This is a genomic window from Photobacterium sp. Hal280 (assembly GCF_037162255.1).
In the GTDB taxonomy this organism is placed as follows: domain Bacteria; phylum Pseudomonadota; class Gammaproteobacteria; order Enterobacterales; family Vibrionaceae; genus Photobacterium.
This window is the reverse complement of sequence record NZ_JARLUO010000001.1, coordinates 272,093-291,891: the sequence shown is the minus strand read 5'-3', so window position 1 is coordinate 291,891 and position 19,799 is coordinate 272,093. Positions and strand designations below refer to the sequence as shown.

Annotated in this window: 21 protein-coding genes and 1 pseudogene; 13 read left to right on the top strand and 9 right to left on the bottom strand. The window is 46.2% G+C overall.

Annotated features, from left to right (window positions below; translation table 11 throughout):
- Positions 1–66: 66 nt before the first annotated feature.
- Entirely contained in the window at positions 67–1,263 is a 1,197-nt protein-coding gene (gene chrA / locus P4S53_RS01370) for a chromate efflux transporter (protein ID WP_337111033.1), read from the top strand.
- 131 nt (positions 1,264–1,394) lie between these two features.
- On the opposite strand, the gene P4S53_RS01365 is transcribed toward chrA, so the two are convergent.
- Together P4S53_RS01365 and rpoS are read right to left on the bottom strand one after the other, a co-directional pair.
- Positions 1,395–1,940: a DUF1439 domain-containing protein gene (locus tag P4S53_RS01365; protein ID WP_337111032.1), complete on the bottom strand. Its 546-nt coding sequence runs from the start codon at positions 1,938–1,940 to the stop codon at positions 1,395–1,397.
- Positions 1,941–2,125: 185 nt separating this feature from the next.
- Positions 2,126–3,001, bottom strand: a complete 876-nt coding sequence (gene rpoS, locus P4S53_RS01360; RefSeq protein ID WP_051287881.1) for an RNA polymerase sigma factor RpoS — start codon at positions 2,999–3,001, stop codon at positions 2,126–2,128.
- A gap of 397 nt (positions 3,002–3,398) precedes the next feature.
- On the opposite strand from rpoS, the gene P4S53_RS01355 reads away from it, so the two are divergent.
- Together P4S53_RS01355 and cutA are read left to right on the top strand one after the other, a co-directional pair.
- On the top strand, positions 3,399–4,025 hold the full coding sequence (locus tag P4S53_RS01355) for a LysE family translocator (RefSeq protein WP_337111031.1): 627 nt from the start codon (positions 3,399–3,401) through the stop codon (positions 4,023–4,025).
- A gap of 25 nt (positions 4,026–4,050) precedes the next feature.
- Positions 4,051–4,374, top strand: coding sequence for a divalent-cation tolerance protein CutA (cutA, locus tag P4S53_RS01350; protein WP_337111030.1), 324 nt, complete (start codon positions 4,051–4,053; stop codon positions 4,372–4,374).
- Between the two features lie 11 nt (positions 4,375–4,385).
- Here cutA and P4S53_RS01345 read toward each other — a convergent pair whose 3' ends face one another.
- Positions 4,386–6,029 (bottom strand): electron transfer flavoprotein-ubiquinone oxidoreductase, encoded by a 1,644-nt coding sequence (locus tag P4S53_RS01345; RefSeq protein ID WP_337111029.1) that lies wholly within the window; start codon positions 6,027–6,029, stop codon positions 4,386–4,388.
- Positions 6,030–6,209: 180 nt separating this feature from the next.
- On the opposite strand from P4S53_RS01345, the pseudogene P4S53_RS01340 reads away from it, so the two are divergent.
- Together P4S53_RS01340 and P4S53_RS01335 are read left to right on the top strand one after the other, a co-directional pair.
- Positions 6,210–6,961 (top strand): annotated as a pseudogene (locus P4S53_RS01340) (electron transfer flavoprotein subunit beta/FixA family protein).
- Positions 6,958–7,887, top strand: a complete 930-nt coding sequence (locus tag P4S53_RS01335) for an electron transfer flavoprotein subunit alpha/FixB family protein (RefSeq protein ID WP_337111028.1) — start codon at positions 6,958–6,960, stop codon at positions 7,885–7,887. Before P4S53_RS01340 ends, P4S53_RS01335 begins: the two are co-directional and overlap by 4 nt.
- Before the next feature lie 45 nt (positions 7,888–7,932).
- On the opposite strand, the gene P4S53_RS01330 is transcribed toward P4S53_RS01335, so the two are convergent.
- Entirely contained in the window at positions 7,933–8,340 is a 408-nt protein-coding gene (locus P4S53_RS01330; RefSeq protein ID WP_027251320.1) for an SPOR domain-containing protein, read from the bottom strand.
- A gap of 368 nt (positions 8,341–8,708) precedes the next feature.
- Here P4S53_RS01330 and P4S53_RS01325 point away from each other — a divergent pair, with 368 nt between their 5' ends.
- From P4S53_RS01325 to P4S53_RS01315, 3 genes are all read left to right on the top strand, one after another.
- Complete coding sequence (locus tag P4S53_RS01325; protein ID WP_337111027.1) at positions 8,709–9,095, top strand: LexA family protein; 387 nt, start codon at positions 8,709–8,711, stop codon at positions 9,093–9,095.
- Positions 9,095–10,399, top strand: coding sequence for a Y-family DNA polymerase (locus P4S53_RS01320; protein WP_337111026.1), 1,305 nt, complete (start codon positions 9,095–9,097; stop codon positions 10,397–10,399). The genes P4S53_RS01325 and P4S53_RS01320 overlap by 1 nt, the downstream gene beginning before the upstream one ends.
- Before the next feature lie 70 nt (positions 10,400–10,469).
- Complete coding sequence (locus tag P4S53_RS01315; RefSeq protein ID WP_337111025.1) at positions 10,470–10,724, top strand: CG2 omega domain protein; 255 nt, start codon at positions 10,470–10,472, stop codon at positions 10,722–10,724.
- A gap of 426 nt (positions 10,725–11,150) precedes the next feature.
- Here P4S53_RS01315 and yciH read toward each other — a convergent pair whose 3' ends face one another.
- Positions 11,151–11,474 (bottom strand): stress response translation initiation inhibitor YciH, encoded by a 324-nt coding sequence (gene yciH, locus P4S53_RS01310; protein WP_337111024.1) that lies wholly within the window; start codon positions 11,472–11,474, stop codon positions 11,151–11,153.
- Positions 11,475–11,592: 118 nt separating this feature from the next.
- Here yciH and P4S53_RS01305 point away from each other — a divergent pair, with 118 nt between their 5' ends.
- The 4 genes from P4S53_RS01305 (at position 11,593) to P4S53_RS01290 (ending at position 13,898) form a co-directional block, all read left to right on the top strand.
- A complete protein-coding gene (locus P4S53_RS01305; RefSeq protein ID WP_337111023.1) occupies positions 11,593–12,204 on the top strand; it encodes an HAD family hydrolase in 612 nt (203 codons plus the stop codon).
- 108 nt (positions 12,205–12,312) lie between these two features.
- On the top strand, positions 12,313–12,822 hold the full coding sequence (locus P4S53_RS01300) for an ATP-dependent zinc protease family protein (RefSeq protein WP_337111022.1): 510 nt from the start codon (positions 12,313–12,315) through the stop codon (positions 12,820–12,822).
- Positions 12,823–12,930: 108 nt separating this feature from the next.
- Positions 12,931–13,437, top strand: coding sequence for a hypothetical protein (locus tag P4S53_RS01295; protein WP_337111021.1), 507 nt, complete (start codon positions 12,931–12,933; stop codon positions 13,435–13,437).
- Entirely contained in the window at positions 13,344–13,898 is a 555-nt protein-coding gene (locus tag P4S53_RS01290) for a tyrosine-type recombinase/integrase (protein WP_337111020.1), read from the top strand. Before P4S53_RS01295 ends, P4S53_RS01290 begins: the two co-directional genes overlap by 94 nt.
- Before the next feature lie 8 nt (positions 13,899–13,906).
- Here P4S53_RS01290 and P4S53_RS01285 read toward each other — a convergent pair whose 3' ends face one another.
- The 4 genes from P4S53_RS01285 to P4S53_RS01270 all read right to left on the bottom strand — a co-directional run bounded on the left by P4S53_RS01285 (position 13,907) and on the right by P4S53_RS01270 (position 16,705).
- Positions 13,907–14,539 carry a putative adenosine monophosphate-protein transferase Fic gene (locus tag P4S53_RS01285; RefSeq protein ID WP_337111019.1) on the bottom strand — a complete coding sequence of 211 codons (633 nt, stop codon included), beginning with the start codon at positions 14,537–14,539 and terminating at the stop codon, positions 13,907–13,909.
- Positions 14,529–14,708, bottom strand: a complete 180-nt coding sequence (locus P4S53_RS01280; protein WP_337111018.1) for a YhfG family protein — start codon at positions 14,706–14,708, stop codon at positions 14,529–14,531. Before P4S53_RS01280 ends, P4S53_RS01285 begins: the two co-directional genes overlap by 11 nt.
- Before the next feature lie 82 nt (positions 14,709–14,790).
- Positions 14,791–15,798, bottom strand: a complete 1,008-nt coding sequence (locus tag P4S53_RS01275) for a D-alanine--D-alanine ligase (protein WP_337111017.1) — start codon at positions 15,796–15,798, stop codon at positions 14,791–14,793.
- Between the two features lie 232 nt (positions 15,799–16,030).
- Positions 16,031–16,705: an SPOR domain-containing protein gene (locus tag P4S53_RS01270; RefSeq protein WP_337111016.1), complete on the bottom strand. Its 675-nt coding sequence runs from the start codon at positions 16,703–16,705 to the stop codon at positions 16,031–16,033.
- A gap of 349 nt (positions 16,706–17,054) precedes the next feature.
- Here P4S53_RS01270 and P4S53_RS01265 point away from each other — a divergent pair, with 349 nt between their 5' ends.
- Positions 17,055–19,763: a bifunctional acetate--CoA ligase family protein/GNAT family N-acetyltransferase gene (locus P4S53_RS01265; RefSeq protein ID WP_337111015.1), complete on the top strand. Its 2,709-nt coding sequence runs from the start codon at positions 17,055–17,057 to the stop codon at positions 19,761–19,763.
- The last annotated feature ends 36 nt before the right edge of the window (positions 19,764–19,799 follow it).

Here is a 19,799-nt window from a genome sequence, read left to right as displayed (position 1 = left end):
GATAAAATTGTCATACTTAGTCTCACTGTTTGCTAGTGTAAACAATCACAATTTGATTCGGTAGTTATGATCCAAGATTCAGTTAAAAGAAGGTTAATTTCTTCATTTGAACCCGTATTGCAGGTGTTCTGCTCATTTCTTGTTTTAGGATTAGGCAGCTTTGGTGGGCCTATTGCCCATATCGGCTATTTCCAGCGATCATTTGTACAGAAGAAACAGTGGCTTTCAGATTCTGAATTCTCTCAGGCGACGGCGTTATGCCAGTTCTTACCCGGGCCCGCCAGCAGCCAGCTAGGTATGTTCATTGGGTACCGAAAAGCCGGCTATATTGGCGCACTGGCGGCATTTATCGGTTTTACGTTACCGTCTGCCGCCTTGTTAACTGTGCTTGCCATTCTGGAGAGCAGAGGCGACCAATCAGAATGGGTGTATCAGGTGATTCAGGCAGCAAAAATGCTTGCGGTCGTGGTTGTGGCTGATGCTTTGTTCAGCATGATAAAGAAAAACCTGACAGATAAACTGACCGTTTGCATTGCTGCTATAACAGCAATCAGTGTCTTTTTCACTCACGGATTAAGCGGTCAGTTATTACCGATTCTCCTGGCTGCAGCCACAGGTTTCATTTTGTCTTTCATGCAAAAAGAACCGGCTGACAAAACGACGCTTCCGTCTTCACCGGGAAAGCCAAATTTCGTCATGCTTACCGTCTTCCTGGTGCTTTTACTGGGACTGCCGTATCTGGCTGCTATCTCAAAAGAATGGGCAGTATTTAACAATTTCTACCAGGCGGGCAGTTTTGTCTTCGGAGGAGGGCACGTCGTTCTTCCCTTGCTGGAACCTTTAGTCCAGCAGTGGATCGATGCCAATACATTTTTGAGCGCTTATGCCTCTGCACAGCTTGTTCCTGGCCCAATGTTTACCATGGCGAGTTATCTGGGTGCTGCGTCTTTACCTGAAATGGCTGTTTGGGGCAGTGTACTGGCAACGCTGGCGATTTTCTTGCCGGGTAGTTTGCTTCTTTTTGCCTTTTTACCTGCCTGGCAATCCTTATTACAACATCCCCGTTTACGTCTTTCGGTTAAAACAATCACAGCCTCTGTTGTTGGCTTGTTAGCCGCAGCATGGGTCGACCCGGTTATCACATCTTCAATCACGAACGGCTGGGAGATTCTGGTCATCGTTATCGGCTTTGGTTTACTGAAAAGGCAGTTCCCTGTGTGGTGCCTGGCGATGCTATTTATTGGCTACAGCTTTGTTATCTAACACTTTTGTCTGACGTCACCAATGGTGGCGTCTCATGCCTTAATGCACTATAACTTATTTGGTTGAGACAAAATAAAAGCACTGAGACAACACACATTCCGCAGTGCTTTCATTACATCAATACCGGCTGATCAGATTTGAATCACCAGAGAATGATTCTTGATTTTGAGTTCCGGCCTGGCCGTTTTCAGAAGCGATTGCTTAAAGTCGTCTTCCTGTAGTTTGTAGACAGGTATCTTCAGCAGATATTGTCCCACGATCTCGATTAAAGGCGAAAGCACCTGGCTGCTGGCGAAAGGACCAAGCGTATTCGGGGTAATATCCAGAGATTCTACTTTCAGATTATTCAGGTAAACCGCCCCTTCACTTTTATCGTAATAGGGGATTGCACTGAAATTGACGTTGATAGCCACTTTTTGCTGAGGTTGACCCTTGATACTGATATCTGCTTTAGAGTTTGCTTCGAGATTAATCCGATCCGATGCCGAACGACCAATGCCGACTTTGATATCGTTAAACAAAACATGAGCCTGTACAAATCCGCCAAAGCCTACCTTTTGCTCAACACGCGCCTGTTTATCAAGGTAATTCTGTACTTCTTGCTCGGTAATACTATAGCTGACACAAGAAGTCAGTAACACGACGGAAGCGAGGAAACACAGTTTTCTGAATATCATGATATCTACACTGCTAACTGAATGGGTTAACCCAAATTATGAGTAAAATACAAATGTCTGCCAAGCAATTTGACAGTAAGGATTCTTGCTTTATGGTTAGAGAAAGGTGTCAGAGTTTTGTCAAATACTGCGAAAAGAGAAAAGCCTGGCAGATTACCAGGCTTTGTTGGTGTAAAATCAGTCAATTACGCTGTTTCAGAAAACAACATCTCCAGGCTGTAATTCTCACGCTGAAGGGCATTTTTCAGCTTATTCAGCGAGCTTACCTGCAGTTGACGAATACGTTCACGGGTAAGACCGACTTCTTCCGCCACTTCCTGAAGAGTCTGCGCTTCATAGCCAAGTAACCCGAAGCGGCGACACAATATTTCTCTGTCTCTTTCATTCAGGCTTTTCAGCATAGTCAGGGCGAGGGCATGAATGTCTGACTGATCCATCGAGGCATCCGGAGCTGTCATATTGGTATCAGCGATGAAAGCTGCAATGGAATTAGAGTTGCTGTCGTCCGACAAAGACTGATCAATAGACACGACAGGTGTGTCGTAAGACAGAACTTCCGAAATTTCATCTACAGATTTCTGCATTTTTTCAGCAACCTGCTCGTGAGTCGGTTCCTGATTGCTGTTTTTCATCAGCTGTTTGTGCGTACGAAGTATGGTATTGATTTCCTTCGATACATGAACAGGCAGCCGGATGGTTCTTCCCTGATTATGGATCGCACGTTCAATGGTTTGTTTAATCCACCATGTTGCGTACGTCGAAAAACGGAACCCACGTTCAGGGTCAAATTTTTCCACAGCAGTGATTAAACCAATATTTCCCTCATCAATTAAATCGCTAAGCTGCATCGTGCTGCCACGATATTTCTTAGCAATGCTGACCACCAAACGTAAATTACTCTCAATCATGACAGATTTTGCGTGTGGGTCGCCAGCCAGACTTTTACGACTGTATTGAACTTCTTCTTCTTTACTGAGTAGTGATTTATGCGAGATTTCCTGCAAATACAAATGAATAACATCAGTATCAAAGCTACTTACTTCCTGTGTATTGACATCCATATCTGGTCCCCTCTACAAGGTTTGAGCAAGCGAACTATTTTTTTCGTGTTTTTATTGCAGTACCAGAAAACACTAACACACAGATGTTACACAATCTATTCACAGGAAACACAAAGTTGCCATAAAGGTATACTTATTTGTTATTAGATGATTTGTATTTTGCTCTTTTTGTTCTTAAAAGGAATAACCAATAGAAGTGTCAATATTCAGGCTCGTTGCTAATTGCAGCATGAGATATGAGATTCTTGATTTTTTATGAAATTTGATGCTTTATATCCACTTATGCTCGGTGTGATTTCAGTCGTTAATCAGAAAAATCATCACTTCATTAACCTTTCTTTAGTTATGGTCTTTGTGTGGGGAATCAAATACTCACAACGTTAAGGTGAAGATAAAAATGGAATTTCAAACGCTTTTACTTTTTGCTCTGGCCTCAATCAGCCTCAACTTAGTACCGGGTCCAGATGTTATCTATATTGTGTCGAACGCGATGCGCGGAAAAATGCAATTAGGCATTCAAGCGGCTCTGGGGCTGGGGATAGGGTATTTGGTCCATACACTGGCTGCAGTGCTTGGGCTTTCAACGATTATACTCAGCTCAGCCTTTTTATTTAGCGTCATAAAATATTTAGGCGCAGCGTATTTACTCTATTTGGGTATTTCGTCAATCAGAAACAGTATTCGCGGGAAGAGCCAGCTGATCGCTACCGCCACCGTAAAATCAACATCGAATGTGTTTATGCAGGGCGTAATTGTCAGTGTTCTGAATCCAAAAGTTGCGTTGTTTTTCCTGTCCTTTCTGCCTCAGTTTATTGATGTCAGCGCCGGCCAGGTCACAACACAACTTTTGATCCTTGGTTTACTGTTCAGTGTATTAGCTACTTGCATCAACTTACTGTATGCCATGTTGGGGAGCTTTGTTTTTGGTAACCCGAAGATGTCTGGGTATGCGAAAGCGATTGAGGGAGTCTCTGGTGGTTTGCTGATTGCGCTCAGTGCCAAAGTCGCACTGACGCAGCGTTAAGCCGTTTGAACATTAAGGTGGGCAGATGTTAGCGAAAGAGTACTGTGTCGTGCTGACAACGTTTTCAGATGACAAGGTGGGTGAGGCAATCATCCATTCTCTGTTGAATAAACATCTGGCTGCCTGCGTTCAGGTGCAGAGTATTGACAGTTATTATCACTGGAAAGGCAAGATCCAGTCTGATAAAGAAAAGCTGGTTGTTATTAAAACAACACAAGACAAGTATTCAGAAGTCGAAGCCGATATCCTGGCGAATCATAACTATGAAACGCCGGAAATCATCTGCCTGCCCATTGAAGCCGGTTATCACGCCTATCTTGATTGGGTGCGGGCAGAGACGCACCCGTGAGCTGATGACATTCACATTGAACGATAATTGGGCCCGCTACCGCCTTCGGGTGGGGTCCATACAATATTCTGGGACGGATCTTTTATATCGCATGTTTTGCAATGGATGCAGTTTCCGGCATTGATTTGGAATCGTTTCTGCCCGTTATTTTCTACAATTTCATACACACCCGCCGGACAGTATCGCTGACTCGGCTCAGCATACTTGTCCAGGTGCATTTTAATTGGCAGCTCTTGATCTTGCAGTACCAAGTGGCAGGGCTGGTTTTCATCATGTTTGACGGTCGACAAAAAGACAGAGGATGCCCGGTCAAAACTGAGTTTTCCGTCTGGTTTCGGGTATAAAAGCGGTTCAGCCTGGTTGGTCGTTTTCAGGGTTTGATAGTCTTGTTTATTATCCCGAAATGAAAACAGGCTTTTTTTCAGCACATTGTATTCTAACGCTGCGATGGCCCCACCAAGGAATGTCCCCAGGCGATGCACTTGCGAAGTGAAGTTTCTGGCTTCAAACAGCTCCTCTTTCAGCCATGAATTTTCGAACAACGACTGGTAATCGGGTGATGCGTGCGAGTGATTTACGGCTAACTCCGAAAAAACTGCCTCAGCCGCGAGCATGCCAGATTTCATTGCAGTATGAGAGCCTTTGATTTTTGCACTGTTAAGGGTCCCCGCATCACATCCAATCAGTATTCCGCCAGGAAAGCTTTGCTCCGGCAAAGAATGCAGCCCGCCCTTTGTAATAGCGCGTGCCCCGTAAGAAAGTCGTTCTCCGCCGTTTAACACAGAGGCGAAAACCGGATGGTGTTTCATTTGCTGAAACTCATCAAACGGGCTGAGATAAGGGTGTTGATAATTCAGATCGACCACTAATCCGACAGACACAAGGTTATCGTCAAGATGGTACATAAAGCCCCCACCTGAGCTGTGAGTTTGGCTTAGTGGCCAGCCAGCAGTATGTACGACCAGGCCTTTCTGATGCTGTTCAGCCGGAACTTCCCACAACTCTTTCAAGCCAATGGCGTAATGCTGGGGTGTTTTGCCTTTATCCAGTTCAAAACGATTGATGACGGCTTTTCCTAAGTGACCGCGCGAGCCTTCAGCAATCAGGGTATATTTTGCTTCAAGGATGATCCCCGGCTGAAAACCTGGTTTTTCATTACCTTGTTTGTCGCGCCCCATATCCGTCGTCGTGATCCCAGCCACTGCACCAGAATCGTTAAAAACTAACTCAGCGGCAGCAAATCCCGGGAAAATGGATACGCCCAGCGCTTCTGCCTGTTGCGCCAGCCAGCGGCATAATTCGCCCAGACTGATAATGAAATTCCCATTATTTTGAAGCGGGGAAGGAACAAGCATTGAAGGGAGGCAGAACTGATTGTACTGATTGGAGAGCCAATACACCTTATCGTCTTGAACCTGAGTATTCAGTGGTGCCTCACGACTTTGCCAATCAGGAAAAAGTTCATTTAAAGATCTGGGTTCAAACAGGGCACCGGAAATAATGTGCGAACCGACTTCCGCCCCTTTTTCGATTACACAAACCGATAAAGCCTTCTCACTTTCTTTTGCCAGTTGCATCAGCCTGCATGCCGCTGATAACCCCGCTGGACCGGCTCCGACAATGACCACATCAAACGCCATGCTTTCTCTTTCCATGCCCCGTGTCCCTTTTACTAAGACTATAAGTAACTGTAGTCCAGTTGACGTAAACGTAAACCCGAACCACACTCAATGCAAAAGACATCTCTCGGCTTATGAATGTCCGATTAGGAGCCTGTCAATCAGTCATCCTGTCGTATTTCTTCATTAACATATTGATTTGCAAAGGAGCCGCCAGTGAAAGTGTTAGTCGCAATCAAAAGGGTGATAGACCCGTATGTGAAGATTCGTGTTAAATCCGACGGCTCAGGCGTTGAGCAACATAATGTAAAAATGGCCATGAATCCTTTTTGCGAAATTGCTGTAGAAGAAGCCGTTCGAATGAAAGAAGCTGGTTCGGCCAGTGAGGTGGTTGTCGTCAGCGTGGGTGACATGAGTTGCCAGGAGCAACTCCGGACTGCTTTAGCACTTGGTGCAGACAGAGCGATTCATATTGATAGTGCCGCACAAACTGAACCTCTGAATATTGCCCGCATTCTTGATGCCCTTGTAAAAAGCGAATCGCCTGATCTGGTGATTCTGGGCAAGCAATCCATTGATTCTGATAACAATCAAGTCGCTCAAATGTTATCTGCCATATCGGGTTTTCCTCAGGGAACTTTTGCCTCAAAGATTGAAGTCGAAAACGGTTTTATCAAGGTGACCCGAGAAATTGATGGTGGCTTGGAAACGCTGAGATTGCGTCTGCCTGCGATCGTCAGTACAGATCTCCGGTTAAATGAGCCCAGATATGCCTCATTGCCCAATATCATGAAGGCGAAACAAAAACCGCTGGAAGTGATCAGCTTAGATAGCCTGGGTGTGACGCTGTCACAAAATCAGGAAATACTGGCAGTGTCACCGCCACCTGCTCGCCAGGGGGGACAAAAGTAGGGTCAGTCTCTGAATTGGTTGATAAATTAAAAAATGAAGCCAAGGTGATCTCATGAGTGTACTTATCATTGCAGAACACGATAATCATACGCTGTCACCTGAGACATCCAAGGTGATCACTGCGAGTCAGTCACTGGGCAGTGATTGTCATGTCTTGGTGGCAGGTTATCAGTGCCCGGCTGTTGCGGAGCAGGCCGCTGGTGTTGCGGGGGTGAGTCAAGTGCTTCTGGCTGATCATTCCGTGTACACGCATTGGCTGGCTGAAAATATATCAGCGCTTATCGCTGAGGTAGCAGCTGATTATTCTCACTTACTGATGGCAGCCACGACAACCGGAAAAAACGTATTACCGCGTGTCGCCGGCCTTCTGGAAGTTGGGTTACTGGCAGATATCGTCAGTATCGAGTCTGCCGATACCGTAATCCGCCCGGTATATGCTGGGAATGCACTAGCCAAAGTGAAGTCACTCGACAGTAAAAAGCTGATTACTGTGCGGGCTTCAGCATTTGCCGCTTCAGCAACAAGCACAGAGGCAGCACCAATTGTCGAGCTGGAAAAAGTGATCGAATCGCCGAGCTCTGAATATGTGTCCAGTGAAATTACGCAAAGTAGCCGGCCAGAATTACCCGCTGCACGTGTGGTCGTTTCCGGTGGCCGGGGTCTTGGAGATAAAGCACATTTCGCAATGATAGAAAGGCTGGCGGATAAACTCGGGGGCGCAGTTGGGGCTTCCCGAGCTGCTGTTGATGCGGGCTTCGTGTCAAACGATCTGCAAGTGGGTCAGACCGGTAAAATTGTTGCGCCAGAGCTGTATATTGCTGTGGGTATTTCAGGCGCAATACAGCATTTGGCTGGGATGAAAGATGCGAAGGTGATTGTCGCAATCAACAAAGATCCTGAGGCACCAATCTTTGATATCGCTGACTATGGGTTAGTCGGTGACTTGTTTGAGATCTTACCTGAGCTCATCGAAAAGCTTTAATGTGAAAGGGTCAGAAGTGCGCCCAGATAGTCTGAGCGCATTTCTTTAACGCATACGAAAAACGTCAGTTTGTTTATCACTTTGTACTTCCGCAAAACTGCGCACGAATGGACCTTGCGCCAGTATACGAGGCGACAATGTTTGAATACGCTGCTTCGCTTCTTGTTTAGTGGCAAAATCGCCATAAATAACAGCGTACCAGCTCTTACCTAAACTGTGTTTCCAGTTAACCCAGATGGGATCCTGCCCTGGAATTTCACGCAGATAGCCGCGAATATCTCGTTCTTCACTCAGAGCCAGCACCTGAATAGTGTAACGATTCGGGTCCAGATGCCCGTACGCTTCTTCTGTTGTCATCTTTCCGACGCACTGCCCAGTGTGATACTGCGGGTCAGGCTGTAAAGCACAGCCACTGAGCACGGCCAGTGCTAAAATCATGATGATTTTTCGCATTTTCTTTCTCCAATTCCAATCCCTGTCACCAACAGGCGGCCAGTTTAGCAATAAGATAAACCGACGATCGGATAAATCCCTAAATTAGCGTTGAGTTTGTTGTTTTTTAAAGCAAACTTGCCCGTTTTTTCGCACATATATACCAGCATGATTGCTATGGTCGCCATCGTACCACGATACTGTATATAAAAACAGTTCCAACCAAGTTCGCCACAATGTGAGACAAAGTGTTGAACATTTTATCTCAATATTTCAGTGCATTAGAATCACTCTGAACTTTTCAGATTCATGCCGCGTATTTTCTCTGTTCAGTACACCAATTACCTTTTATACTGTTTTTATATACAGTATTTATTGAGAGGGTAACAATGGCTGTATTACCTTTGTTTATTGAATCTGTCCGGTGTGGGTTTCCCTCACCAGCTGATGGGCATGAAGAATCACTGGAACTGATGGATTATCTCATTCGCCATCCCAATGCCACTTTTGTACTGAAAGCGTCTGGCGAGTCTATGACAGGTGCCGGTATTTATGATGGCGATTTATTGGTTGTGGACCGTGCTGAAGCTGTCCTGCCGGGCCGGATTGTCATTGCCCGCATTTTCGATGAGTTCACGTGTAAGCGTCTCATTCGGCATAAAAATGCCTGGTGGTTAAAAGCTGAAAACCCGGCGATGAAGCCATTTCCGATGCCGGAGGATTCTGAGATTTTTGGTGTCGTTACACGTAATATTCATAACTTACTGGAGCGCTAATGACTCAAACAGTATCTGGAAACAAGAATCAGATCTGGGCACTGGTTGATGTTCAGAGTTTTTACACGGCCTGCGAGCAATTATTTGACCCCAAATTGGCAAACAAACCTGTTGTCGTGCTTTCGAACAATGATGGCTGTTGCGTTGCGATTAATGCGCAGGCAAAAGCGGCAGGAATAAAACGTGGGGCAGTATGGTACAAAATTGAACGAGAAGCGAAGCGCGCTGGTGTCGAAGTACGCAGTTCAAATTACACTCTGTACGCTGATATGAGCCAACGCTTTATCGACGAGCTGAGGCAGTTTTCTCCTCAGGTTGAGCAGTACTCCATTGATGAAGCCTTTATACGCTTAGACGGTTTAGCAACTGAAACACTGACAAGTTATGGTAAAAGTATTGTTGAAGCCATCAGTATGAGACTGGGTCTAGCGGTGCGTGTTGGCATTGGTACTTCACCGACACTGGCGAAACTTGCAAACAATGCAGCCAAACAGTACGAAAACAGAGTGCATGGCGTGCTTCATATTCAAACAGAACGGCAAAGGCAGTGGTTGCTGGAAAGAATGGATGTTCAGGATGTGTGGGGGATTGGAGCGCGGTTGGCCACCCGACTGAAAACCAGTGGTATAACTACAGCGTGGCAATTAGCAAATCAGGATGTTGCGTTTATGCGTCAACTCTGGAATGTAGGCCTGACTCGTACCGTATTAGAGCTTCAGGGTATCAGTTGTATTGATCCAGGAGATATCGACGTCGCTAAAAAGCAAATTCTCTCGAGTCGAAGCTTTGGTATCGGTATTACGGATCAACAAGAATTGCAATCTGCGCTTGCTTTCCATTGCCATCGTGCCGGTGAAAAACTGCGAAAACAGGGGAGTCAAGCATCCTCTGTTGGGGTTTACATACGCACAAATCGCTATAAACAGTTACCTCAACACAATAAAAGCAGCATGGAATCCTTGGTTTGTCCGACTCAGGATACACAAAAGCTGATCATTTCCGCACAAGCACAACTGGCTAAAATGTATCGTCCGGGTTATGCATATCAAAAAATTGGCGTCATGCTGAATGAGCTCAGTCCAGTGAGTCAGAATAAACTGCAGTTAGACATGTTTAGCGGAGATGCACTGCAAGAGAGTAAACGCCGCGATCTCATGCTCATCACCGACAGGCTCAATACGCGTTATAAGAATGGCCTTAAACCAGCATCCGTTATCGCAACCAGCAATTGGCACATGCGCCAAGCGTTCCGCTCAAACCGATGGACCACGATGCTGGACGAAATACCAGTGGCAAAGTGTTAAAGCCCTTGTTTTGTACAGCTTCGTCTACATTAATATGATTGTTATTGTGAATTGATTCGGAGCAACAACGATGAAGTTTTCCCTCTATATTATTTCGGCATTGGTACCATTCTCAGTGGCTGTTGCAGAAGTCACTGTGTCAGGTGAGAACATTGAAATCAACAGAGACTGCATTCGGATAGACAGCAATAACGTCAAGATTCGTTCTGATGATTGCGATACAAAAAATAAAATAAATAAAAACAATGATAACCGAAGTGTCCAAGGTAATGACAATCCAGGTCAAGGCCATGATAAGAACAAGAAAAAAGATAAAGGGAAGTAATTTATAGCAATCAGGCTCAAACTGACATTTCTAACTAGATCTTACAACCTCAGTGCGCATAACATAGATTATGTTAAATGATGGGTATGGGAGGTATAAGAACCGATGCATTAAAGTTCTTCTGCTCCCTTCTCTCTGCCTATCTGGCTGGCTAAGACGCGTCATTTAACCATAACGCTGATTTACCATAAAATAGGTAATTCACACTTATATTTAAGTCCTGCTGCAAATGTTCAGTTTGCCTGGTCCTTCAATGTCAGGTGAAATTACCTAAGGTCGACGAACACCGATGTGTTCGTCGGGATTCCTAAAAGTGCGCTGGTAATCTTGTCAGCATGCAAACATTTTTGGCACCCGTTGCAAGATTGGGTTGATTAGATCTTGGCTGACTGTTGAAAGCAGGATTACCAGGCTGATGTCAGTCTCTCAACCACCGGCTAATTTGACTGTGTGACCTTTTTTCTCAAGTGTATTTTTGATGAGATCGCGCTTATCGCCCTGAATCTCTATGGTTCCATCTTTTACCGAGCCTCCGCAACCACAAACTTTTTTCAACTCAGCGGCCACAAGCTTCAGTTCAGCATCATTCATATCCAACCCTGTGACAATACAGACTCCCTTTCCTTTACGGCCTTTCGTCTGACGCTGGATTCGTACCACGCCATCGCCTTTCTGGCGCTCCGGAGCTGTTTTCTCTTCTTTAATTCTGCCTGTATCTGTTGAATAGACTAATCGGCTGTTATCACTCATGAAATCGACCCCAATAACTGCTTTAAAAGTGTGACCTGGCCATCAGGTTGAATATAGAGGCTTGCGGCCAGGCTAAGCCCGAATATTATCAATAAATAGGCCTCTAACGGAAACGCATATGATTCATAACGTAGTTTTTGACTTTGGTGCTGTGCTGTTTGATTGGAACCCGCACAAAATCGTCTCTACTTTCACTCAGTCTACATACGAACAGGACATACTGCTGACGCATGTACTTCAGCACCCTGACTGGTTGGCTTTGGATCGCGGGACGATGCTGATGGCCGAAGTTATCCCCAAATTTGCTGCTCGTACCGGCTTTCCAGAGGCAAGGATGGAAGATTTCATCGATCACATTCAAAACAGCCTGACTGTGATCGAAGCGTCGAAAAAGTTACTTGAAGACTTACTGGCACAGGATTTTAACCTGTACTATCTCACGAATATGAGTAGCGCCTTTTTCGACACGCTTTACGAGAAGCATGATTTCATTGCATTGTTCAATGGTGGTCTGGTTTCAGCTAAAGAGCTATTGATGAAGCCAGAACCTGAAATATTCCAATCACTTATGTTAAAATACGCGCTTAGTCCTGAAGACACGTATTTTATCGATGACAATGAGGAAAATGTACTCGCGGCAAGAAAACTGGGCATTACGGCCATTCGTTTTTCACCTACACCTGCTTGTTATCAACAGATTCGCTCAGCATTGAGACTAAAGGTTGATTAGCTGAACCTAAGCTTACCTCATCAGACCTTTAACTTTAAGCTGAACAAACAGACCTGACATATGTTTATAGTAATCATATTTACTATTGGCACTTTTCTTGGAGGTTCCGTGAAAAAAGCATTGATTCCGTTAATGTTCGTTGTATTTGCATTTAACAGCCCCTCTTCCTTGGCTGACAGTCGACCTCTCGAAAAAAAATCCATTGTAGGTCAGGTTGAAACCATCAACGTCAAGGATTTGGACCTTGAATATAAAGCCCGAATTGATACTGGCGCGAACACGTCTTCAATCAATGCTTACGATATCCGTGTATTAGGCGATAAAAGTGAGGATATGCGTGAAAATCTAGGCAACATGGTGGAATTTAAGACAAAGAATGAGAAAGGTGAAACAACCACCCACAAAGCAAAAATAGTTAAAGTCAGTAAAATCCGTAATGCTCAAGGTGTGGAACGCCGGTATGCAGTAAAGATGGATTTGAGCTGGAACGGTGAACATAAACAAGTCACTGTAAACTTGCGAAACCGGAGTAAACTGGAATACAAACTGTTACTCGGCAGAAACTGGTTGATGGGTGACTATTTGGTTGATGTAGAAAAGTCAGATGAAGACGACTAGCCTCCCCTTCTTTTTGATTAGCATTGTATGTTTATTGTATGCCGTCTTGTTTCTGAGGCGGCTTCGTATATAGTTATACTCATCAGAAAATAAGTTATAGTGCATTAAATGAAGAAAATCCCACCCATCTCAGATGAAAATAAGCAAAGAGACAGTATCAATGTTTTCACACTTCCAATAGAAGACATTGAAATATGGGAAGTTTTAACACATAAGCAGTATTTACCAAACACGTTGCTTGCTTTCAAAAATGACTGGAATAACTTCCTTCAATATTGCCTGGACAAGCATGCCATTCCTTTGCCGGCAACGGTAAAAACGGTACATCAGTTTATTGATACGATGGCTAAGAAACGCAAACTGGCAAGTCTTAAACGTTACATCGTCACAATCGGACTGGTGCACCGCTGTCATGCCCTGCCCGATCCTTGCCGTCATACTGAAGTCAGACTGGTACTGAATAAATATTGCGTAGAAAAAAAGACGACTACAAGAATGCGAACGCCTTTAGGGATGATCACTTGCAACAGTTGGTCGACGCTTTCTCTCTCTCTGCCAAACCCAAAGACATTCGTGATCTGGCAATTTGGGCTGTTATGTTTGAAGCCATGTTAAAGCGGAGTGAACTGGCAGCACTGACCATTGAAAATATATCGGTTGATACCTCAGGGCTGATTCATCTGCATATCCAGGAGCACACAATTGCATTAAGTGCCATTGCATCTCGTAGTATGCAGCGCTGGCTGACGGTAGGCATGATTGAATCAGGTGTTGTCTTTCGAAGAATTGACCGTCATGGCAATATTGGCGAGCAACCGCTTGACCACTCATCCATCTACAGGGTGTTTCGCCGCGCAGGTGAAGAACTCGGACTCAGCCAGGACAGTGTTTTTTCAGGCCAGTCACCCAGAGTCGGCGCCGCCAAAGACCTCTCCGATGCGGGCGTATCCATTCCGGATATTCAATCCCAGGGTCGTTGGAAAAGTCCAGCGATGCCGGCACAATATGCGGGTCACAAAGATAAGCACGATACGGAAATTGCGAAATACGTAAAGAAAAAAGACTGGGAGAAGTGAGTGAAGATTTAACCGCCAGGCCCGGCGGCCCACTGAGGTTGAACGACATCATGAATCGGTTGTGTGATTCGTTCGAACAAGCCTTGCAAAGGCGCCATGATGCCAAAATAACCGGCCTGATTCGCGTCGACCCACTCTTTGAGGTTAATGCCTTCCCAACAGATTTCGTATCCGGCATTGAGGGCCAGAATTTCAAAGAAAATACGCTGAACGCGCCCATTCCCTTCCCTGAATGGGTGTATGACATTCAATTCACAGTAATAATGGGCAATGCGGCGGATAAAATGATCAAAGTCCAGTCCACAGAGATGCGATTCGTCAGCAAGTGAAGCAAAAAGACGTTCCGCCTCCCTTTCAATATTCCTGGCATGACAAAATCGACTCTGGCCTTTGGTGATATCAACTCGCCGTATATCACCAGCCCAAGGGTATAAATCCTGAAACAGCGTGAAATGTATTTGCTTCAGATAGGCTAAATCAAACCGGTCAAACTCAGGAACAAAATGCTCAGCCCGAACCCGGGTGAAATCCCGCTCAGCCAGAGCGAGTTCATCTTCATCTTCGATATTCAGTAAGTTGATGAGAACAGCAGAACCGGGGTAGCAATCAGGATCCTGCTGAACACCATATTTATCTCGCATAATGCTTCTTTAACCGAGCGATTTGTTCATATTCAGACAAGGCTGGTTCGTGTAGCGGCTCTGTACCGGGCGTCCCGTCGAATTCAAAGCCCTCCAGCTTTAAACTGGCTCTGTAGTTCTTATTCTGCATCGCTTTAAAACGCGCAGCTTTCTGTTTGTTCGTCAGCATAGGGTTCTTTTCGAGTCTCATCGTCAGTATTGCAGCCAATGAAAAAAACGCCAGTCAGGCTGGCGTTTTAGAAACCGGAAAATCACTGATTGGCTGGATGAACAGCACTTTTGACCGCATGCTCAAGATAGTCGGTAAAACGGTGTCCATGATGAGCCAGCATCTGAGGAAACATAGATATCGGCGTCATTCCCGGGAAAGTATTGATTTCATTCAGCAAAATCTCACCATCTTCACTCAGGAAGAAATCGATCCGTGACAGATCTTTTAATTTCATATGCACAAACGCTTTTCTGGCATAACTGCGAATCGCTTCGATCTGCTCTTCTGTGATACCTGACGCTTCGACAGTTGTGGTCGAATGGCTTTCTGTGCTGTATTTTTCTTCGTAAGTGTAGAATTTACCGTCCGGGCAAGTCACTTCCCCTGGTTTGGTAATAATCAATTCATCGCCATACTGATACGCAGCCACTTCCAATTCTCTGGGCTTGATGGCTTTCTCAACCAAAACCTGCTCTGAAAAAGTAAACGCCTTGTTCAGTGATTCGACCAGGCTTTCCTTGTCGGTTGCCTTATAGCAGCCCACGGATGATCCCTGGCAGGCCGCTTTGACAAACACACTTCCCCACCGGGCTAATGCGTCTTCGGCTGTACGGAACGACTCTTCGTCTTGCTCGCTCAGGAACACATAAGGTGTATTCGGAATACCCAGTGCATCAAACCATAATTTGGTCGTGATCTTGTTAAAACAATTCGTGCTGGCCTGAGGACCACATCCGAAATAAGGAACGCCCGCGATTTCCAGTAAAGATTGCAAATCGCCTGTTTCGCCGGGGTAGCCGTGGACACACGGAATGACATAATCAACGGGGAGTTTCTCGCCAGATTCAGACTGGATACTGCGATCCAGGTTCAACTGCCAGCGCTGGCCATCACTGTCAAACCAGCCGTCTTTTTGCATTTCGATACGGATATAGCGAATGCCATCAATCGCCTGCAAGTTTTGTTCTATGAAATTGGCAGAAACCAAAGACACTTCGTGTTCTGCGCTGCCACCGCCACAAAGCAGTAAAACGTGAATTGGATTCATTTTGATCCCTTGTAAAACTTAACCTGCCGATCATGGCAGGCCGAAATTTGTTTGCACCACCGGGTTTCATCGGTTCTGAAAGATGATATTACAAAGCGCCCCCGGCAGCCTTCAGGGCATCAACTATTGCATCTTATCTAGCAGGCATCAAGCGATTGGCCTGATTCCCTGCCGCGAAAGCGGTCAACGATGCAAAAAATAAGCTCTTCCAGGGAAGAGCTTATCGGGTGTATTAGTTTATCTTGGTCAGCTTAGGCTCAGGTGACTGATGAATCTTGGCCAGACTACGGACAAAGGGACCGAATGAACGGATTTCTGCAGGCAAATCTTTGATGGCAGCCTGGGCTTGCTGAACGGTATCAAAGTGTCCGTAAAGTAACGTGTACCAAGGCTTTTCATGGAAGGTTTTCTGATTCACCCACACAGGTTGCTGCCCTGGCAACTTGGCAATGTATGAAGCAAAACCACTGTTTTTACTGACACCCAGCACCTGAACGGTGAAACCCGAGACAGGTTCCGTCACGTATTCATAGCTGACTTTTTCCGTTTGTGACTTGTTGGTTTGAGCAGCAGCCGCGACAGAGCCCGTCATTGGCTCAGATTGTGCGATTGCAGCTACTGATTTTTCTTGAGAAGCTGCCGGGGCGTCTACGGGGGCAATCTCCTGATCAAGGGGGACAACTTCATCTGTAATTGCTATATCCACTGGGTTCAGCGGCGGAATGGGTTCATTCAATTGCTCAACCGCCATCGGCTCAGCCGTTGCGCCCTGTTCTACGGTCATTGCCGCTTGTTCCTGCTCATCCAATGTTGGAACCACAGTGCCATTCATTGTCTGACGTTCATTATCTAGCGCACAGCCTGCTAAAGCTGATGTAATTGCAACCATTAAGGCAATTTTTTTCATTATCATCGTGCCTGATCAAATTTGTCTTTAAAAAGATTCTGCACCCCGACCTGATGCCAATCAAGCTTGCATCACTCTGTATGCGATAGAATTGGCGTTACGTCACAGGTTCAAAGTTATCTCAATAATAGATTGATTTTTTATGTAAATTCCAGTTTTTAATGAAATTGTGCAATATAAAAGTACTCAGAATGGAGTACGGCACCTTCTTCTTTTTCCAACAATGTCGAATGGGTTCCATTACACTCACAGCAGTGAATGAAAAGCTACCCCATCATGCAACCAAGCGAGAAAAATGATTGTCTGCCGCTGAGTGTTACTTCTTTACGAAATACTGAGAGAAAATGCCATGAAAGGACTCGAGTCACTACTGAAGCCACGTTCTGTCGCCATTATCGGCGCATCGGATAATCCCAAGCGTGCCGGTTATGTGGTTATCAAAAACCTGTTGTCCGGTAATTTTCATGGGCCCATCATGCCAGTAACCCCAAAATATGACGCTGTTGCAGGGGTGTTAGCCTATCCAGACATCGATAGTCTGCCTCGCGTGCCTGACCTGGCCATTTTGTGCACCAATAGTGACAGAAACATCAGTATTATCGATCAATTAGGCCGCAAAGGCGTCAAACTGGCCATCGTATTAGCGGCTGGAATGAACATAGACCCCGATAGTGACGGTGTCACAAAAGACATGCGCATGTATGAAACAGCCAGACAGTACGGGATGCGACTTATCGGTCCAAACAGTATGGGGATGATATTACCCTGGCATAATCTCAATGCGTCTTTCTCACCAGTATCCGCCAACAAAGGTAATATTGCCTTCATTTCACAGTCTGCGGCGGTCTGTACCACAATTCTGGACTGGGCCAAGAACAAGAATATCGGCTTTTCGACCTTTATTTCGCTGGGAGATACCTGCGATATTGGTTTCGCTGAACTGTTAGATACCTTATGCCGTGACAGTAAAACACAAGCCATCTTGCTGTATATCGACTCAATCCGTGATGCTCGACGCTTCATGTCCGCCGCACGAGCGGCAGCACGGACCCGTCGCATACTGGTGCTGAAAAGTGGACGGACAAAAATTGGCAGTGCCGCTGCTCACCTTCATACCGGTGGAGAAATCGGCCTGGATGCCGTTTATGATGCCGCTATCAAACGATCGGGGATGCTGCGGGTACACAACACCCACGACCTGTTTGCGGCTGTGGAGACACTGGCTCACGCAGTGCCTTTGCGAGGCGAACGTTTAGCGATTCTGACCAATGGTGGTGGCCCTGCGATAATGGCCGTTGATGCCCTCAGTGAACGTGGCGGTAAACTCGCGACACTGAGCCAGGAGACTATCGCTAAACTTTCGGCAGTATTGCCGGCAAGCTGGTCTCAATCTAACCCGATTGATATCGTCGGGGATGCCGATATCGCCCGTTATGAAGCGGCAACCAAGATTCTGTTAGACAGCGACGATTTTGATGCCCTGCTCATTATGCACTCGCCTTCTGCCATCGCCCCGAGCAAAGAAACAGCGGATCACATGGTCAGGGTGCTACAGCAACACCCCCGTACCCTGCATTTCAACATTCTCAGTAACTGGGCCGGAGAGAATCAGGCATTGAAAGCCAGGCAAGTTTTCACACAGTCCGGCTTTCCTGCATACCGAACACCGGAAAGTGCTGTCACCGCCTTCATGCACCTGGTAGAATACCGGCGCAACCAGAAACAGCTGATGGAAACCCCGTCCTCTTTCGGTGAGACCCAAAGTAATCCTGGGTTGGTTCATCAATTATTGGATCAGTTGCTCGATCAAAACATCTGTCATCTGGAAACACATGAAGTGCGCCCGGTATTGGAAAGCTATGGCTTTCATACCCTGCCGACCTGGATTGCGTCAGATCCCGCAGAAGCCACGCATATTGCCGAGCAGATCGGCTATCCGGTTGCCGTTAAGTTGCGATCGCCTGATATTCGCCATAAATCTGAAGTGCATGGTGTGATGCTGCATCTGCGAACGGCCGCAGAGGTGGCCAATGCCTCTCAGGCGATTTTGGATCGTGTTTCCTACAATTACCCGAAAGCCCGCATCGATGGCTTACTGGTGCAGCGTATGGCTAACCGTTCCGGCGCGCAGGAGTTACGGATTGCCGTTCACACCGATCCCGTGTTCGGGCCTGTCATTTTAATTGGTGATGAAGCTGCAGAGTGGGATATTCATCGGGATGCCGCCGTCGCTATTCCGCCGCTGAATATGGCGCTGGCGCGGTATCTTGTCATCAACGCCCTGAAGACAGGTAAAATAAAACAGCGCAGTTTGCCGGATCGGCTGGATATCCCTGCACTCTGCAAATTGCTGGTGAAACTGTCGCAGCTGATCATTGATTGCCCGGAAATTATTGAGCTGGATATACACCCCTTGCTGGCGGCGGGTGAAGACATGACAGTGATTGATGCTTCCATGACCATTCACCCCTTTGATGGCGATACACAACAAAGGCTGGCGATTCGGCCTTATCCAAAAGAGCTGGAAATTTTCACTTCGCTCAAAGACGGATCACCGATTTTACTGCGGCCGATTCGTCCGGAAGATGAACCCGGCCATAAAGCCTTTATTGCACAGGTTTCACATGATGACCTGTACAGCCGTTTTTTCTCTGAAGTCGGTGAATTCAATCACGAAGCATTGGCGAATCTCACTCAGATTGATTACGACCGTGAGATGGCCTTTATTGCGGTGCGACTTGCGCCTGATTCACACACCGAAACCGACATTATTGGTGTCAGCCGTGCGGTTTCTGACCCCAACAACGAAGAAGCAGAGTTTGCGGTGTTGGTTCGCTCGGATCTCAAGGGGCAAGGGCTGGGGAGCATCTTGCTTAACACCATCATTCAATATTGTAAGCAACGAGGTTTACAGCGCTTGACCGGAATCACCATGCCCAATAACCAGGGAATGTTGTCACTCGCCAGAAAGAGCGGCTTTCAGGTCGAGATTCATTTTGAAGATAAAACTGCAGAACTTCTGTTGGCGTTACAGGATGACAGCTCTGCCGGTGGTTAACCCATCACCACCGCCATAGGGGTGGGTTCAGGCGTG

Bases quoted from the DNA above. Each gene is read 5' to 3' on its own strand.
- chrA (WP_337111033.1), top strand. From the start codon at position 67: ATGATCCAAGATTCAGTTAAAAGAAGGTTAATTTCTTCATTTGAACCC.
- P4S53_RS01365 (WP_337111032.1), bottom strand. From the start codon at position 1,940: ATGATATTCAGAAAACTGTGTTTCCTCGCTTCCGTCGTGTTACTGACT.
- rpoS (WP_051287881.1), bottom strand. From the start codon at position 3,001: ATGGATGTCAATACACAGGAAGTAAGTAGCTTTGATACTGATGTTATT.
- P4S53_RS01355 (WP_337111031.1), top strand. From the start codon at position 3,399: ATGGAATTTCAAACGCTTTTACTTTTTGCTCTGGCCTCAATCAGCCTC.
- cutA (WP_337111030.1), top strand. From the start codon at position 4,051: ATGTTAGCGAAAGAGTACTGTGTCGTGCTGACAACGTTTTCAGATGAC.
- P4S53_RS01345 (WP_337111029.1), bottom strand. From the start codon at position 6,029: ATGGAAAGAGAAAGCATGGCGTTTGATGTGGTCATTGTCGGAGCCGGT.
- P4S53_RS01335 (WP_337111028.1), top strand. From the start codon at position 6,958: ATGAGTGTACTTATCATTGCAGAACACGATAATCATACGCTGTCACCT.
- P4S53_RS01330 (WP_027251320.1), bottom strand. From the start codon at position 8,340: ATGCGAAAAATCATCATGATTTTAGCACTGGCCGTGCTCAGTGGCTGT.
- P4S53_RS01325 (WP_337111027.1), top strand. From the start codon at position 8,709: ATGGCTGTATTACCTTTGTTTATTGAATCTGTCCGGTGTGGGTTTCCC.
- P4S53_RS01320 (WP_337111026.1), top strand. From the start codon at position 9,095: ATGACTCAAACAGTATCTGGAAACAAGAATCAGATCTGGGCACTGGTT.
- P4S53_RS01315 (WP_337111025.1), top strand. From the start codon at position 10,470: ATGAAGTTTTCCCTCTATATTATTTCGGCATTGGTACCATTCTCAGTG.
- yciH (WP_337111024.1), bottom strand. From the start codon at position 11,474: ATGAGTGATAACAGCCGATTAGTCTATTCAACAGATACAGGCAGAATT.
- P4S53_RS01305 (WP_337111023.1), top strand. From the start codon at position 11,593: ATGATTCATAACGTAGTTTTTGACTTTGGTGCTGTGCTGTTTGATTGG.
- P4S53_RS01295 (WP_337111021.1), top strand. From the start codon at position 12,931: ATGAAGAAAATCCCACCCATCTCAGATGAAAATAAGCAAAGAGACAGT.
- P4S53_RS01285 (WP_337111019.1), bottom strand. From the start codon at position 14,539: ATGCGAGATAAATATGGTGTTCAGCAGGATCCTGATTGCTACCCCGGT.
- P4S53_RS01280 (WP_337111018.1), bottom strand. From the start codon at position 14,708: ATGCTGACGAACAAACAGAAAGCTGCGCGTTTTAAAGCGATGCAGAAT.
- P4S53_RS01275 (WP_337111017.1), bottom strand. From the start codon at position 15,798: ATGAATCCAATTCACGTTTTACTGCTTTGTGGCGGTGGCAGCGCAGAA.
- P4S53_RS01270 (WP_337111016.1), bottom strand. From the start codon at position 16,705: ATGAAAAAAATTGCCTTAATGGTTGCAATTACATCAGCTTTAGCAGGC.
- P4S53_RS01265 (WP_337111015.1), top strand. From the start codon at position 17,055: ATGAAAGGACTCGAGTCACTACTGAAGCCACGTTCTGTCGCCATTATC.